The 17,180-nt window shown below is 37.1% G+C and carries 14 protein-coding genes; 2 read left to right on the top strand and 12 right to left on the bottom strand.

Annotation, left to right across the window (positions count from 1 at the left end; genetic code table 11):
- Nucleotides 1-30: 30 nt before the first annotated feature.
- Nucleotides 31-1,356, top strand: a complete 1,326-nt coding sequence (locus tag B5P37_RS06590) for a carboxylesterase family protein (RefSeq protein ID WP_085237484.1) — start codon at nt 31-33, stop codon at nt 1,354-1,356.
- A gap of 132 nt (nt 1,357-1,488) precedes the next feature.
- Here B5P37_RS06590 and B5P37_RS06585 read toward each other — a convergent pair whose 3' ends face one another.
- Nucleotides 1,489-2,817 (bottom strand): sodium-dependent transporter, encoded by a 1,329-nt coding sequence (locus tag B5P37_RS06585; protein WP_085237483.1) that lies wholly within the window; start codon nt 2,815-2,817, stop codon nt 1,489-1,491.
- Nucleotides 2,818-2,994: 177 nt separating this feature from the next.
- Between B5P37_RS06585 and B5P37_RS06580 the strand changes: the two genes are divergently transcribed.
- On the top strand, nt 2,995-3,174 hold the full coding sequence (locus B5P37_RS06580) for a hypothetical protein (RefSeq protein WP_085237482.1): 180 nt from the start codon (nt 2,995-2,997) through the stop codon (nt 3,172-3,174).
- Nucleotides 3,175-3,259: 85 nt separating this feature from the next.
- On the opposite strand, the gene B5P37_RS06575 is transcribed toward B5P37_RS06580, so the two are convergent.
- The 11 genes from B5P37_RS06575 to essC all read right to left on the bottom strand — a co-directional run bounded on the left by B5P37_RS06575 (nt 3,260) and on the right by essC (nt 17,162).
- Entirely contained in the window at nt 3,260-4,075 is an 816-nt protein-coding gene (locus B5P37_RS06575) for a pyruvate, water dikinase regulatory protein (protein ID WP_085237481.1), read from the bottom strand.
- A 1-nt stretch (nt 4,076) separates the two neighbouring features.
- Nucleotides 4,077-6,701 (bottom strand): pyruvate, phosphate dikinase, encoded by a 2,625-nt coding sequence (ppdK, locus tag B5P37_RS06570; protein ID WP_085237480.1) that lies wholly within the window; start codon nt 6,699-6,701, stop codon nt 4,077-4,079.
- Nucleotides 6,702-7,591: 890 nt separating this feature from the next.
- Complete coding sequence (locus B5P37_RS06565; RefSeq protein WP_085237479.1) at nt 7,592-8,176, bottom strand: DUF5080 family protein; 585 nt, start codon at nt 8,174-8,176, stop codon at nt 7,592-7,594.
- Between the two features lie 64 nt (nt 8,177-8,240).
- On the bottom strand, nt 8,241-8,453 hold the full coding sequence (locus tag B5P37_RS06560) for a hypothetical protein (protein WP_085237478.1): 213 nt from the start codon (nt 8,451-8,453) through the stop codon (nt 8,241-8,243).
- A 79-nt stretch (nt 8,454-8,532) separates the two neighbouring features.
- Nucleotides 8,533-9,000, bottom strand: coding sequence for a DUF5085 family protein (locus B5P37_RS06555; protein WP_085237477.1), 468 nt, complete (start codon nt 8,998-9,000; stop codon nt 8,533-8,535).
- On the bottom strand, nt 8,993-9,448 hold the full coding sequence (locus B5P37_RS06550; protein WP_085237476.1) for a DUF5085 family protein: 456 nt from the start codon (nt 9,446-9,448) through the stop codon (nt 8,993-8,995). Before B5P37_RS06550 ends, B5P37_RS06555 begins: the two co-directional genes overlap by 8 nt.
- 237 nt (nt 9,449-9,685) lie before the next feature.
- A complete protein-coding gene (locus B5P37_RS06545) occupies nt 9,686-10,288 on the bottom strand; it encodes a hypothetical protein (RefSeq protein ID WP_169710793.1) in 603 nt (200 codons plus the stop codon).
- A 74-nt stretch (nt 10,289-10,362) separates the two neighbouring features.
- On the bottom strand, nt 10,363-12,039 hold the full coding sequence (locus B5P37_RS06540) for a T7SS effector LXG polymorphic toxin (RefSeq protein ID WP_085237474.1): 1,677 nt from the start codon (nt 12,037-12,039) through the stop codon (nt 10,363-10,365).
- 17 nt (nt 12,040-12,056) lie between these two features.
- A complete protein-coding gene (locus B5P37_RS06535) occupies nt 12,057-12,449 on the bottom strand; it encodes a YwqH-like family protein (protein WP_085237473.1) in 393 nt (130 codons plus the stop codon).
- Nucleotides 12,450-12,459: 10 nt separating this feature from the next.
- Nucleotides 12,460-12,732, bottom strand: coding sequence for a DUF5344 family protein (locus tag B5P37_RS06530; RefSeq protein WP_085237472.1), 273 nt, complete (start codon nt 12,730-12,732; stop codon nt 12,460-12,462).
- A gap of 5 nt (nt 12,733-12,737) precedes the next feature.
- Nucleotides 12,738-17,162 (bottom strand): type VII secretion protein EssC, encoded by a 4,425-nt coding sequence (gene essC / locus B5P37_RS06525; RefSeq protein ID WP_085237471.1) that lies wholly within the window; start codon nt 17,160-17,162, stop codon nt 12,738-12,740.
- Nucleotides 17,163-17,180: the final 18 nt, after the last annotated feature.

Here is a 17,180-nt window from a genome sequence, read left to right as displayed (position 1 = left end):
AGATATATTCAATTATAAGGAGGTCTTTCGATGGAAATGAAAACCCCTATCGGTACGATTTTTGGCACACGTTATAGAGATTACGAGGTATTTAAAGGGATTCCTTATGCCCATCCTCCCATCGGTTCATTACGTTTTAAGCATGCACAACGCATGACTGGATGGCCTGAGGGTTTTCAAGCGACAGCATTCGGTCCTGTCCCTATCCAACCCCCAAATCGTTTGGAATCTTTTTTTGCAACCCAAATACAGTACGCCCCACAGAGTGAGAACTGCCTTACCTTAAACATTTGGCGCCCAACACAGTCTACCACTGAACCTTTACCCGTCATCGTTTATGTTTACGGAGGAAGTTTTATAAACGGACACAGTGCGCAAGAACTCTACCACCCCCATGAAATCGTCAAACGTGAATCCGTCATTGTTGTGACTTTTAATTATCGGCTAGGCGCACTTGGTTTTCTAGATTGGTCCGCGATTCACCCGGACTGGGACATCAACAATGGGCTTTCTGACCAATACTGCGCTCTCCAGTGGGTATCCGAGCATATTCACTACTTTGGCGGCGATCCCCAACGGATTACCATGATGGGACAATCAGCCGGTGCTATGAGCATTCAAGCACTTCTACGCATGCCTCAAGTGCGTGACTTAGTCAAAAACGCCGTCCTGCTCAGCGGTGTGCTCAGCTTAGAATCTCCTAAAGTGGCACGAGAAAAAGCACATGCATTTCAATCTCTAAAAACAACGTACTTTCCAGAACACCAGTGGCATGACCTCCATGCAGATGACATATTAGCTTTGATGGCTGCACAACAAGCACAATACGGACCTTCAAAAGGACTAGAATTGTTATATCAACCGGTGGCAACGCCTCAAATGGAGACAGATTTTCATAACGTGACATGCCCGATACTACTGGGTCTCACAACGTCAGAGGGCGATATTTATATCAAAAGCGAACAAAAAAAGCTTCCGCCCCAACAATTTCAAAACATACTTGCGCGTGCAGGACACCCGATTCCTACCATTGAAAAACTGACGACAGCACAACAGCAACGCGACATGATTACAGCGCTATATTTTAATCAACCCTTTCAGCAACTGTATCAAACGTTGTCACAAATCACCCCCACTTGGCGCACCATCTTCAATTGGTCACGTACCGACCATTCATCTTATTCGTCAGCCTATCATATTTTAGACGTCATTTTTTGGATGGGTCGTCTCGATATTTTAACTGCGCATGGGCTTGAGATCACAAACAGAGAACAACAGCTCAGCACTCAAATGATACATGACTTATGTCACTTTGCACGCCATGGCACACTCGATAGTGACCGCTATTATGAGTGATGCGAACTGCAACAAAAAATGACATGTTCACAGTAGGGCAGTGGGAACCACATACATGGCTCCCTCGCTCAAACTATGATACATGTCATTATATTTTGTATGATGACCGCTTAGCGCACCTTACACGCTCTATTAAATCAACTGTAGTACGAAAACGAGCAAAATCACGACAGGTAAAACATACCTCACGCTAAAGTACCACACGTTGAATAAATGCAAACGATCATCACCGTATGCCTCTTTCAAACATGCCTTTTTCATCAATTGACCCACAGCGAGCGTTGAGGCCAATGCACCGACAGGCAGTAAAATATTAGAAAACAGAAAGTCCATATTATCAAAAATAGAGCCCGCACCAAATTGAATCGCTTTTAACGGACCGAATGACAATGCTGCTGGAATCCCTACAATGAGGACCCCTAAACTGATGATAAATGCGATAGTGGGTCGTTTGCGATTATCATTGCGTGTTAAATTCGATACATTAAGTTCTAACAATGAAATAGAAGACGTCAGTGCTGCAAATAAGAAGAGCACTAAGAAAATCGCATAAAATAGCGTCCCCCACTGCATTTTTTCAAAGACAAGCGGCAAGATAATAAAGAGCAAACCTGGACCTTCTTCTGCTTGATAGCCAAATGTCTCTAATGCAGGGAAAATCGCTAACCCCGCCAAAATAGAAATCGCAATGTTCATGATTAGAATGCTTAACGCTGAGGTTTTAATTGGCATTTCTTTTGAAGCATAGCTCGCATACGTCATCATACCCGTCGTTCCGAGTGATAGCGCAAAAAAGGATTGACCTAACGCAAAGAGCATGGACTCCATATTCATTTCAGAGATACGCGGTTGAAATAAAAACCGCACACCCGCCATTGCACCATCTAATGACAACGTCTTAACCACAATAATGATTAAAAACACTAATAATAACGGCATCATAAATTTCGATGCTTTTTCCAAACCTTGCTGTACACCACGCATCACAATCGCACACGTTAGACCGATAAAAATCGCTTGTCCACCGATAACGTAGAGGGGTTGACCAATCATATCTTCAAACTTTAAATCGCTCAATTTCGCCGGTATGATATGAAACAACTGGGCGAAAACGAACCCAATATAGACGATAATCCACCCTCCGATAACACTGTAAAAACTAAATAGTACAAAAACCGCAAAGTTTCCAATCCAAGCAATGCCGTTTAATGCCGGACGACCTGTCAACTTGCCAAATATTTCCGTCGTATAAGTTCGCCCCAATTGACCTACTGCGAACTCCATAACGAGTAACGGCAGCCCTATCAAAATTGTAAAGGCTAAAAACATCAGTAAAAATGCGCCACCTCCATACATTCCTGCCATGTATGGAAATTTCCACAATGCACCTAAACCAATGGCCGAACCGGCGCTCGCTAAAATAAAGCCGGTTGATGATTTCCACTGTGACCGTTGCGACAAGAGCTTTCATCCTTTCTACTTTAATACGTTGAATCGTTTAAGTTACTTTGAAAATATAACACATTCACTGTTTACCGACAATAAAACATTCTTTTTTTATCCTATTTTCATCTTAAACTTAGTATTGCAACGACAATGTATTTTGATATGATTAAATTGTAAAAGGAGTGATGACTTATGACGCCAAAAGTAAAAGCACGTATTTACTTAATCCTCATTATAATCAGCACTATTTTTGTGTTGTCCTGTGTACTTTTTAATATCCGTCCTATCCTAATCGCCACAGTCACTTTTATTGCCATCATGGTCTTTTTAATTGTCTATTTCGTTGTTCCGACAAAACAGGCCAGAAGATAATGATACCCCCATCAAAGTCGCGTTCGCATTAAACTTTGGTGGGGGTCTTGTTATTTCACAAAATGACTTCAGTATAAACGTCACATTATTCTTGCAAAAACTTTTCAATATAAAATGCTGATTCTTCAATAGAGCGATATTCCGTATTAATCACTGTCGCATTGAGTTGTTTAAACACTTGTTCTGCATAAGCCAACTCTGCTTTAATGCGTTGCAAATCGTTATAATACGCTTGTCCCCCTTTTAACCCGAGTACCTTTACCCGTTCTGTTCGAATACTCATAATATATTCGGGACTCGCAGTCAGACCAAATACTTTCAATTTTTTGCCTTTGACTACATCGTATGGAATCGCAACTTCAGGTACTAAAGGGATATTAGCCACTTTATACCCTTTATTTGCTAAATACATACTCAGTGGGGTTTTTGAAGTTCTCGACACGCCAACAATCAATGCATCCGCTTCACCGATGTCTGTAAAGTGTTTGCCATCATCGTATTTTACCGCATATTCAATCGCATCGATACGTTTAAAATAATCATCATCGAGTTGTCGAATTTTCCCTTTTTCCTTCACAGGGAGATGACCTGTTTTTTCTTGTATATGGTGCATCAAAGGTGACATATAGTCAATATAAGGTATTTGGTGTTCTGCCGCGTACGCACGCCCTAATTCGTTATATGTTTCATTGACTAACGTTGTGACAACAATCGCTTGACGGGCTTCTGCTAATTTTAAAATATTACGAAAAGCCTCTACATCTTCTATCAACGAAAACTTCTTCACTTCAATTTGTGTTAACTTTGGAAATTGACTCGTCACCGCATGCACCATACGCTGTGCGGTTTCACCCAATGAGTCAGAAACAACAAAAATCGTCAGTTGGGGCTCGGTCATCATCTTATCGCCCACTTTCCACAACACTTTGCGCGGTTGCGAGCAACGCACCTGGGACACGGAATGGTGAACATGACACATAGTCAATCGCCATTTGATTGAAATGATAAATCGATTGTGGATCACCGCCTAATTCACCACAAACGCCTATTTTGATTTGTGGATTTGTAGCTTTTGCTTGATCTACTGCATGTTGAATCAGTGCACCAACACCTGCCACATCGAGTGTTTGGAAAGGATCCACCTCTAAAATATGTTGATTTAAATAATCGTTAATAAACTTACCTGCATCATCGCGTGAAAAGCCGTATGTTAATTGTGTTAAGTCATTCGTACCAAAGCTAAAGAAATCACATTCTTTAGCGAGCGCACCTGCAATCATACATGCGCGTGGTGTTTCAATCATCGTCCCTATCAAATAATGCAATGACTGACCCGTTGATGCTTCGATTTGCTGAATGGCCTCTCGAATTTTTGCTTTTAAAACTGTAAATTCTTCAACCGTAGAGACAAGCGGAATCATGATTTCCGGTTGACATTTGAGCCCTTCTTGTTGTAATTGTGCCACACTATTCATCATCGCTTCTGCTTGCATGACATACAACTCAGGGTATGTGATTGCTAAACGACATCCTCGATGACCTAACATTGGATTTGACTCGTGTAACTCGGCAATCCGTTTATTCAATTGAGATACAGAGAGATTTAATTGCTCTGCGACACTGCGAATTTCCGCTTCAGATTTCGGTAAAAATTCATGCAATGGTGGGTCAAGTAAACGGACAATCGTTGGACGTGCACCAGACAAACGGAAAATATGCGCAAAGTCTTCTGTTTGATACTGACGAATGCGATTTAAAGCATGTTCACGCGTTTCAGTATCCGAAGATAAAATGAATCTACGCATCTCTACTAATCGTTCAGCTCCAAAAAACATATGTTCCGTACGTACTAGACCAATCCCTGTTGCATTGAATTGATAGCCCGCTTCAATATCTGGCGTCGTTTCGGCATTCATTCTGACTTTTAACCGAGCAACCTCTTCTGTCCATCGCATAAATTGCGCAAAGGCCTCACTGTGCTCTGCATGCGTCGTTTCTACAATGCCTACATAGAGGTCACCTTGCCCGCCATCCACAGAAACTTCATCACCTTCAAATAACTGTCCACCTGGATACGTGACGACTTTATCTATTGTATTAATCTCTAAATCCGCACAACCTGTGACACAACACTTACCCATTCCTCGAGCTACAACTGCTGCGTGCGAAGTCATACCCCCATGTGTCGTCACAATCGCTTCACTTGCAATCATTCCTTCAATATCCTCAGGTGATGTTTCAGGACGCATTAAGATTACTTTTTCCCCTGCTTCAGCCTGACGTTTGGCCGCTTCTGCTGAAAAAACAATTCGTCCCGTTGCCGCACCTGGACTCGCAGGTAAACCTGATTTTGAAATGACCGTGGCTGCTTTCAACGCTTCCGCTTCAAAGGTAGGATGCAATAACGTATCGATGGATTTAACGTCAACTTTAGTCATGGCTTCCTCTTTAGAAATAACGCCTTCTTCCACCAAATCTACCGCAATTTGCATCGCTGCTTTTGCTGTCCGTTTTCCATTACGCGTCTGTAAAATATATAATTTTTCATTTTCAATGGTGAACTCGATATCTTGCATATCACGGTAATGTTGCTCCAATTGTTGTGCGACAGAGACAAATTCCGCATGAACATGAGGCATTTGTGATTGTAATGTCGATATATCTTTTGGTGTACGAATACCTGCCACAACATCTTCTCCCTGTGCATTTAATAAGTATTCCCCAAAGAGTACAGCTTCACCAGTGACCGGATTACGTGTAAATGCCACACCCGTCCCGCTCTGTGGTCCACTATTACCAAACACCATTTCTTGTACATTGACTGCTGTCCCAATATTATGTGGAATATCATTTAAGTCACGATACACACGCGCACGGTCGTTGTCCCAAGACTTAAACACCGCTTCAATCGCCTCTAACAATTGATCAAGTGGCTCTTGTGGAAACGGCTTATACACTTCCTCCATATATACCGTTTTGAATTGCTCACAAAGTAATTTTAAGCCTTCAGCTGGAATATCTGCATCATTGTCATAATGATGCTCGGCCTTATACGCATTAAAGTATGTATCAAATGCTTTCATCGGAATGTGATATACGACTTCACCAAACATTTGCAATAGACGTCTATAACAATCATACGCAAAACGCGCGTCATTCGTTTTACGTGCTAATTTTTCTACGTTCTCATCATTCAATCCTAAATTTAAAATCGTATCCATCATACCCGGCATTGAAATTTTCGCACCACTACGCACCGACACAAGCAATAACTGCTCGTCTGAAGAAAACGATTTACCTGTTCGCTTTGAAAAAGCGTCTAATTGGGATTTCAGTTGCGTTTGAACGGCTTCTGACAATTGTCCGCCACGTTTCAAATATTCAATACATGCCTCTGTTGTTAGCGTAAATCCATCAGGTACAGGTAAGCCGAGACGCTTCATCTCAGATAAATTCGCCCCCTTACCCCCTAACAAATCTTTCATATCTTTCTGACCTTCACTAAAAGCATAAACGTATTTCGTCATACTGATTCACCTCATACCAATTAATATGTCATACTAATACATAAAAGTATGTCATATTAATACGATAATGACAATCAAAAAAGGTAGAACTCATTAATTTTTTTATTTTTTGTCATTAATTCGACAAAATCCCCCATGCCTCCTTTTTATTTGTAACATATCAAAACACAGGGTGAAACGCTGTTAGATTTTACAATCGTGCATTAGCTGATGTCCGCAACGCGCAAAAGAAATGACCACACACCGGATAATGGCATTCATTGCAACAGACAAACTCACTAAAAGTGGTACAGTCGTCTTAAATAAGCAAATATCGTGCTTTATTTTTTGAGCTCATACGTAAAAAATCGACTGAGTAGACAAACTGTGACTCAGTCGATTTTTCACTTAGGCTAGAACATCATGTCCCGGCTCCCTATTAAATATTTCAGTCAGACTTAACTCTCATTATTTTTTCATCTATTTTATAATCCGGATAACGTTTAACCATTAATATCATTACAATGTGTGATGGAAAAATCATGAACATTGACTCTAATACTAAAAATTTAGAATCTGCTACATTAGGAATTGCCAAATACTCCATGAATTTTGTAATATAGATAAATTATGATGGTAATAATAAAAGTAATCCCATCTTAGATCTAAATTTAGCAGTTGTAAATTGTGCTATTATTCTACATTCATCAAACATAAGTATGATTGCAAGTGATACCATGGAAAAACTAATGACAATTGTGATCGTGTTAGATAACCAGTATTCATATAAACTTACACCATGAAATAAAATCATAAAAATGCAAATAAACATAAGACTTGTCCAGCTGGTTTCCGTATTTTATCAATCGTCATACGTTCAAACAATGATTTTCACTTCTTGCTAATCGCATTTACAGTACCAAAACATTCACTATAATGAAAAATGTGACTACAAGTGGAACAATAGTTTTGAATAAGAAAATGCCGTATTTTATTTTTCGATAAATATCTAAAATCAACCAGAGAATTGTAATAATTACGCCTATAAATATAAAAATCGGGTCCATAGAAAATAAATCTTCTTGAAGTTCCGGATGCATATGTATGCTCGTTAAAAACATTAATACTATTGTAATCATTAAATAGTAAACCGAGCGAATTCTTGACGTACGTAAGTCTAATTCTTGAACTTCTAATTGCTCTTTGTCAGGGTTATGGTCTCTTTCAACCATATATTTTAATAATTGAGGTTTTATCCAAAATGTTTTTATAGTAAAATACATGAAAACATAAGAACCAAAATGAGTAAATATTAAATAATTATGTAAATCATTGGATTCAAGATGTCCCCCAATAAAATAAATAACCACAAGACCAATGATTATTACTAAATCAACCAGTAAACTTAATAAAAGCACGCCATCTACTTTAAGAGAACTTGTATAAATTGCAGCAAAGTAAATCACGAACAATCCTATCAGTACAACGTAAATCATATATTTTCCTCCTCATTATTTTTTAAAAATTACGCATAACCCATCGTTATGCGTAATCAAAAAACTAAATTAACCCTGTGTATCTTAAAAAGTACATAACCACTGAAATAATTAATACAATCGTAGCAATTTTAACTAGTTTTGCCCCTTTTTCAGGATGGTATTTTTTGTATTTGTTGCCACAAATAATACTTCCGATCCCAAAGAGTGGTACTGCTACTGTAAGTACAATAAATACCCATGCCCATACTTTTAAAGCTTTTCCTTTTTCTTCCATTATTCATTTCTCCTTTACTATTGTGATTATTGTCACAATGGTGTTAATTAAAATAATGATGTTATCATATGACAGCGCATCAAAATAACGATTTATCTTCGTATACTTTTGCTTGTACATCAATCCAAGCATAAGTGCCTTTAAAATTTGTTTTTAATGTATGATAGTATGGAGAAATAAATGTAAGATTGTTTTCTTTCGCAAAAACATTCATTTCTTCCAATAACTTGATTTCATCTTCAATAAAATTCTCCGACGTAATCCTTCCTTGTAAAAGTTGATTTAACATAAAGAAACTACGAAACCCTAATGCTGCATCGGGCTTAAAGCCTTTTGAAACCGGTATTAATAAATAAATGTCCATTCGATTTTGATTGTTAACACGTGTAATTGCATATGTTAGGTCTCCTGCTAACTCAACCTTCCTATCTATACATCTTTTTAAAAAATCTTGAAATAACATTTCTAAATCATCAATTGCTACATTCAAATAAGTTTTATAAGCAACATTCTTTAACATAATTGAACTATAACTTGTTTTATTCATTGTCTGATTCCTCTATTGACGCAATTTCAGCATGAATTTCAAATGCCTTGCCCCCTGGATAATCAATCATGACATGATAATATGGTCGCTTTTCTAAATGGAATCCGTTTTCATTAGCAATAAATTCAATTTTTTTATAAACTAAATCAAATTCTTCTTCTTCAAAACATCGCTCGGTGATTGTAGGCGCCACCTCAAGTAAATCAACATATTCAATGTTAAACTCAGGTATATCTTGTATCGGTTGGTTCAGCGCGATATAGACTGTATATTCAATTTCACCTAATCCAACTGCTTCTCTTTTGAAGATGATTGGTCCAGTTGGATAGACATCCTTGTCTAAAAAGAATTCATTCACAATGTCTAATCCTTCTAACCAGTCACCTTCTTTATCAATCTCAAAAGTCACTTTAGCACAATGGGGCATAATCAACATTCCTACATCCATTAACTTCCACCCTTTTCTCAATTTCATCCTCAAACATATACGGAGAACAACTAAAAAATCATTATCGACATGTTAAAAGCGAATTATAAATCATAATAATTAAATCAATAAATCGAATGAATTAAAAAGACAACGAAATGAACTTGATACTCATAACCTTGCTCTCTTAATATGCTCAATCCCCTATTGTTAAGTTTAATAAGCACTTATATAGTTTCTCTAAAAACTGATAACGCTCTATTCCTCATCACTTTGTTCTATATTTGAACTATCAAACTCACCTCTATGCGTTCTAATATAAAGGCCATAATAAAAAAATGATCTTAATACATATCCATCAATTGGGATAATAAGCACCACAAGTGTCCAAATGTATGTATATTCTTCTCCAACACTTGGCACTTTGAAAGTGAAATATATTATTAAAATAAAACTTATCAATTTCAATAATACCGCTATTATATTCAGTCTGGTTTTTGCTCTTTTAACCGCGAGATGAAATTCATTAAGAGAGAATAATACTGTGCTTACACAAGAAATCACGATTGGCACTTGGATTATAAGCCAATCATCCAATGTGTTCCAAAAAGTATAAGCGTTTCCAATTACGTAACCGGTTGAAAATGCGACAGGTTGCATATAAGCCACAACTAAATTAACGATTAAATATCTCAATGTTACTAACTCATCGACTTTTATATTTTTAACACTATCTTGCTTCATTATTACTAAACATGATATGAACCAAGCTACAAGGACTACATATATAGTAACTGGAACTTCGCTCCATGCTTTTGTAAATGCAAGTGCCAATCCATTAAATAAGATAATTAAAATCATTAAAAGTATTATAAACGGTTTCATATGTGATCTCTTTAGGTTTGTTATATAGGTTTCTAACATAAAAAGCACCTCTATCTAAAAATTAATTTAAAACCTTTTTCTGCTACGCTTAAGTTTCTCTTAAACACCTCTACACCTTTGTCAATTCCTTTATTAATTCCTTCTTTAGTTAAATCTATTACAGACTTATTTGCACCTGGTAATTTCATTTCTAAAAGTGCACCTACAAGAATCCCTCCTGCTGCCCCTACTAATGTACCTAGTACTGGCACTGGTATAGCTGTACCAATCGCTGCACCTGCAGCAGCACTTGCACCTATGGCACCTAAATCAACGCCCATTCCTACTATTTTTTCTTGAGTTGACTTTTTTTCATCCATATTATCCGCAATGGTCGCTGCGATAGCTAACGGCTTCAGTACTTTACCGCCTACTTTCATAGAATACCTTAATTTTCCTAGTACATTTTTCGACGCAAAGTCCCCTTTTAATGTTTTTAAGCCTTCATCAACATACGTCTTTATATTTTTAGCTGCAGCAGTTTTCGACTTAAAATTTTCTGTTTTAAGAATGTATTCTCTAAAGTTTTTTGATGAAAATGTATTTTTAAATTCCGTTGATGCTGCTTTTTTCATTTCTGCTGTATCAAAAAATTTCTTAGAATCTCCAAACTTATATTGAAAGTTTTTATCCTTCAATTCATTCTTTAAAAGTTCAGAACTTTTACTATTATATTCTTGAACATTCGTCATCCAATTTACTAGGTTCCCTTTTCTAAATGGATTATTTTTAACGAACTCCCCAGAACCTTTTAATAAGTTTTTAAGTTTGATATTATCTATATCCGTATGCATAAACAGTGCCATTTTTTGTAATTGCTTTTTCGGCATATTATCTATTATCTTATCGATATTCCTTACTTTCATAAACTCATTATAACCAGCAAGAGCATCTCCATTTCCTATAGCTTTTAATGCTAACATTTCTCGCCCTGCTTGTTTAAACGCTTTCAAACCTTTTCTGAGGTGGGGCGGAAGACTGTTCGTATAATCACTTTTTTTCTCAAGAAATTCTTGCCATCTAACAATTTCTTCCTTAGTTTTATGAATCTTTATAGCCCGTTCAATCTTCTGAGAAGTACCTTTAATTGTTGAACGTTGCGTTGGCAAATCCCGTCTAACATATGAGGTGAGACTTTTCAGTTCAGTGATGGTATTATTCGTCAAATCCCCATCAATTGAATTCATAGCATCAAAATCTGTTAAATGCTCAAGTGTCGTTTTTACATGGCTTCTAAATGCATCTGCCTGTGTTTCCAATTGCTTATAACCTATTTTTTGAGCTGTTGTTAATGAGCCGGCTACATCAATGTGAAAATTTGCAAATTCAATTGACTCCCTCATCGCTTTAATTTTACTTTTAATGTCTTTTTCATAATCTCTGATTTTAACTTCATCTAAAATTGCAAATTTACTACTATCTACTTCACTGCTAAACTTATTAATTGATTTTGTAACATCTTTAATAAAATTTTCATTCGTTTGTTTAAATTTTACAATAGTTTTATTGTGAAAAGAATTTGTGTAATTTTTAACATTTGTTGCTGTCGCACCTTCAAATTGCTTCGTTTCCACTAAAGCCGTTAAACTTCCTTTTAGGGTATCTAAATCGCCATCCGTTTTATGCAGTTCTTTTTGAATGGCATTCTTCATATTGTAAACTTCACTCATATCCACTTTTAATGTCATATTGTTCACCCCCTATACTATAATCGCGCTTCTAAACTTGAAATAGCGCTTTGTAAACTACTGATATGGTCATTCACACCTTGTATTTCATTTTCTTTTTTTCTAATATCTTCTTGAAGTCTTTCGATTGCTGTTTCAAATTTTTGATTTGCTTCATTAGCTGCTTCGGTTATATTGTCAACATACATATTGCTCTTATCTCTCGTTTGTCCCTTCCAATCATTATCAGATATAGTGACACTTTTATAATGACTCATGGTATCTCGAAAGTTTTGATGATGTTCCTTCACTTTGTTCAATGCTGTCTTCAATATTTCTAATTCACGTTGTAATTTTGCAAGGTCGTGTTCCAAAGTACCTATTAAGTTTTTATTATGTGCTATTTGAGAACGGATTTCGGCTTTTCCCATTGCTTCACCTCTATTCTTTATTAATTTGGTTAGCTATGTCTCTGTCATGCTTCACAATTGCCTCAACTGTTCCTAACATCGCCTCTGAATCTTGTATAACGATATGCTTATAGTTGTCTAATGCTGCTTTATACACTTCAAACATCTCTTCATATTCCTTGAACGTAATCATATTTGTTTCAGTTAAATTCACTTCACTACCTGAAATCGATAATTGATTAGCACTTGTTTTCATTTTATCGATTAATGCAGTCACATCTGTTTCACCTAATTTTATGACCATGTGCATCACTCCATTAGCATCAATTTTTGATATTCTTGATTTTTCACTACATAACATTCTTTCGCCTTAAGTTCGGGTTCTCCATATCGATTTTTAACTGGTAAAAACTCTTGTTCCGAAATCTTGTGACTAATGACCGCTTGATTTACAATGCGTGTCATCATTTTACTTTGTTTATCGAAGGCGCCTATTGTGTCAGAATATAAACCACTTGCGATAACAATCACGTTATAGTTAGGCGCTTCATTAAACAAACGGCGCACCTCATCTTCTGTTATCCCTGTAGTTTGTATAAAACGCTTAATATTATTGATAAATACTACTTTTCTATCCTTACTTGAACGCTTTCCAGATTTACGAGCATCTATTTCTTGAATAAATCCTTTGCGAATCATAGCGAGTTCTGATCCACTTGCATAATATGAAGTTACTTTATTTGAAACCTTTTCCATATTTTCATCTGCATCTACTAAAATAACTGTTTCTTGATTTTTATAAATATCCAAGTAATCAATAATCAATTGATTTAAATACTCTTGATCGACTGGTTTAACAGCCGTTACAATACTTGGCGTGTTTAAGTCAAGACTAACTAACTTCACATTTTCAAAATCTAAACCTAACGGGATTTGATGGTTATTCATCACGATGTCTTCCAAATGATATGTTTTTTCCAATTCGCTTCTTAATACTTTCTCAGGCATCATCGGAATACGTTCTGGCATATCCCCTACAAAGTTTTCTTTCATCATTGCAATCTCATTCTGAATTTGATCATTATAAGTCAAGTTTTCAACGGGTTGAAACGGTATCGCAATTTGAAATTGTGTGTATTGATCGTCGTTGATGACCGCACGTCCTTTAATATCTTTGACTCCTTTTTTATAAGCGCCAATCACATTTGTAATCTCACTATGTTCAAAAAGATATAGGGCAATTTTCGTTTTAATATTCGTATAAATAGGCGTTCGAATACTACTTGTATTGGATCCCGTTAAAATTAAATACATGCCTAGTGCGAGCCCTTCGCGTGTCAATTTTGTCATCATTGCTTCAAATGCTTCTTGATATGGTGTTTCTTTAATCGTGTCATAGTTATCAATCATGATGAATACATTTGGAACTGTTCCACCGGTGAATTGATGATATTGTTCAATATTTACAACTCGATATTGACTGAGTAATTTTTTGCGATCGTTCATCGTTTCGTGAATTCGTTTGAGTACTTTTTTGATTTTATCCTCTTGATCTACAGTAAAATAATCTGCCACATGTGGGACATCTACGACAGGCATTAAGCCATTTGTACCAAAATCAAACAAATACATATGTGCTTGGTCCGGTCGGTAATGACGTGCGATATCAAAAATGACATTGTGTAAAAACGTGGATCGACCGTAGCCGGGGCTACCGATGACGGCGACATGTCCGGACGCATTCAGCTTAAGTTCAAGTGGTCCTTGATACTGCGCTTCGGGGACATCTTTTAATCCTAACGTCAGCGATACAGGTTTAATCGTATCCGACCACAATTGTTGAAACGCTGTTTTGGTCAAACTGCTCTGGTAAACGGTTTCCGGTAACGGAGGCAACCATGGGCGCTTCACTCGCGGTACTTTTAATGACTGTGTGACTTCTTGGATATGACGAATGACCGCTTCAAGCTCCGTCTCGTTCGTTTCTGTTTCAACGTTTTCGATTTCACTCAAATCTTTATTAATCGCTTCTAATTGACCATAATCATTAATTAAATAAATGGTTTGATCTTCACTTTCGGTAAACGTTCCTGTCTGATCATATGTGCCGCCACTATATGCCGACTGGAAGAGTTCGTAAATCTCATTGTTCCCCACCTGTAAATACGCACGACCTGGCAATGTAATGTCAGCAGCATCAGGTGTTTTTAAAATTTCATTACTATCCTGCTTATCCTGAACTTTGAGTGCTAATTTAAATTTGGCATTCGACCAAATCTGATCATCGACAACACCAGATGGCTTTTGTGTTGCAAGGATGAGATGTATTCCGAGTGAACGTCCAATACGCGCTGTAGACACAAGTTCTTTCATAAATTCAGGTTGCTCTGATTTCAATTCAGCAAATTCATCCGAGATAATGAATAAATGTGGCATCGGATCTTTTGCAATTCCTTCTTTAAATCGCTTGTGATAATGATTGATGTGATTAACATCATACGTGCCAAACAAACGTTGACGCCGACGTAGTTCTGCTTTAATAGAGGTCAATGCACGCATCGCCTCATCGCCATCAAGGTTCGTTATCGTTCCCACAAGATGCGCTAAATCTTTAAATAAATTGGCCATACCCCCACCTTTATAGTCGATGAGCAAGAAAGCCACTTCATGTGGGTGAAAGTTCACAGCTAAAGACAGAATATAGGATTGGATAATTTCAGATTTCCCTGAACCTGTTGTCCCGGCAATTAAACCATGTGGCCCATGTGCTTTCTCATGTAAATTCAAAAACAAAATATCGTCTTTACCTCTTACACCGAGGGGTACCGCCATTGTTTTATATGTTTCATTCTCGCGCCAACGTTTCTGAACGTTCAGTGCCTCCACTGACGCGACTTGATACATTTCTAAAAATGTAATACTTTCCGGAATGGTATTCTTCATTTGTTCGACATGATTTAAATTTGCTAATCGACGTGCCACATTGCCCTTATCTATACCATTTGATGCCACCGGGGTGAATTTGATTTGGACAAGCTCGCCCGCTTTCATGATTAATTCGCCTTCATTTTCTGTTTTAATATCTATAATTGTTTTCACATGTTCTGGAAGGCTTTCCACTACATCTTCAACAAAAATAAGCGAAATTCCATATGGTGTTAAGTCTTGATTGATATACTCCAAAATAACGTGATCCAAAATTCGAGACATATCCGTAATGACAAAGACTAAGTGAGGGGTGAACAACACTTGTTCGCTTTGCTGCTCTCTCGCATATTGCATGCGCTCTTTTATCATGGTATATAGAGAAGTCAAAATCTGATCTCGGGTTCTTTGGTTATACACGAAACTCCGAATATTTTGCTGTTTTAAGTTCATATGAGGTAACCATCGCGTCCAACTAAATGCTCGATGCTCATGTTCATGCATGACAACTAAAAATTCAACCTCATGGTAACTATGAAACGTAGCAAGTTGTAACAACGTTTGTTCAAGTTGACCAATAATATGACTGCGTTCTCCTACATAAGCGACTGGTCCATGCGTTAAGTCGTTGATGAGTGGCGCTTGCTCTAGTTTTTGATAAAAGTCGTTTAATTTTTTAGCTTCATCAAATAAAAAGTCGCGCCGTTGATTAAATTCTTCTTCGTAGTAGTCGATTTTGAAAGATTTTTCAATATCTGCTACACCTAATTGATAGTGTAAAAAGTCATGATGATGTACTGTTTTTTCATAAATTCTTGGTGCGCGTGTTTCTACAATTTCTTGAATTTCATGTAACGTCGGATAGTGAAAGTTCAAACTGAAACGTTGCTGATTCATCGCTTTATGAATTTGTGTTGTTTTTTCTCTTAGATATTTAAGATAAGCATGTTCACGGTCTTTCACTTCTTTTTTATAACGCTTACGTTCAGAAAAATAGGAGGTCACTCCAAAAGTAATAGTGACTAAACACATACCCATCATCATAATGACATAGATTCCAATAGGTCGAACCAAAAAGATGACCACGGTTAAAGCAATCATGACTAAAGGCGGAATGATTGAACGCCATATGGCTGAATTGTTTTTTTGTATAGGCTGCGGCGGTTTTTCAATTTTGATAGAATCTTTAGGTTCACGATGAATAATTCTTGGTGAGCGTTGATAATCATGATATTGTGCATCTGAAGCCTTTGGATATGTCACACGCATACGAATGAGTTGGCTTTCAACTTTATGTTGCGTAATAAGATAAAAGCCTTCTTTCCGCAATTCAATCATCATACCTTCTAAATAAAGATGATCGCCTATGCTCAGATGATAGGTCCCTCTTGTTTTTTTCTCATAGTTGATAAACACTGCGCTATCCGCGTCATAGATGAGCTGTAATGTGTACGTCGTTTTATAATCTTCTAATCCCTTAATGATGAGCGTATTACGCATTTGAGACATGTACACGTCATCATATGGATTAGGACCCACTGTCATGACAGGCGCCGACTTATAATAAAATGCATGGACGTCCTGGTCCGTGAACAAAGTCATGTCTAACCCGTTCATCGAAACTTTAGATTGTAACGGGTAATCATTGGCATACCAAGTCCCCGAATCTGCTTGTGCTAACGTCATGTCTGATTGAAGCCCTTTAAATACGACGTTCGCATCGCGCTCCCCACTAATGGTGTATGTTTTCCGTGATTGTAAATTGAGACATTTCAATTGATTATCAAATTGCATGATCAACTTATTCATAGAAGTTCCTCAGTTCTT

Origin of the sequence: Staphylococcus lutrae, from assembly GCF_002101335.1 — a bacterium.
GTDB classification, from domain to species: Bacteria; Bacillota; Bacilli; order Staphylococcales; family Staphylococcaceae; genus Staphylococcus; species Staphylococcus lutrae.
The sequence above is the reverse complement of the archived record's forward strand: the minus strand, read 5'-3'. Positions and strand labels throughout refer to the sequence as shown.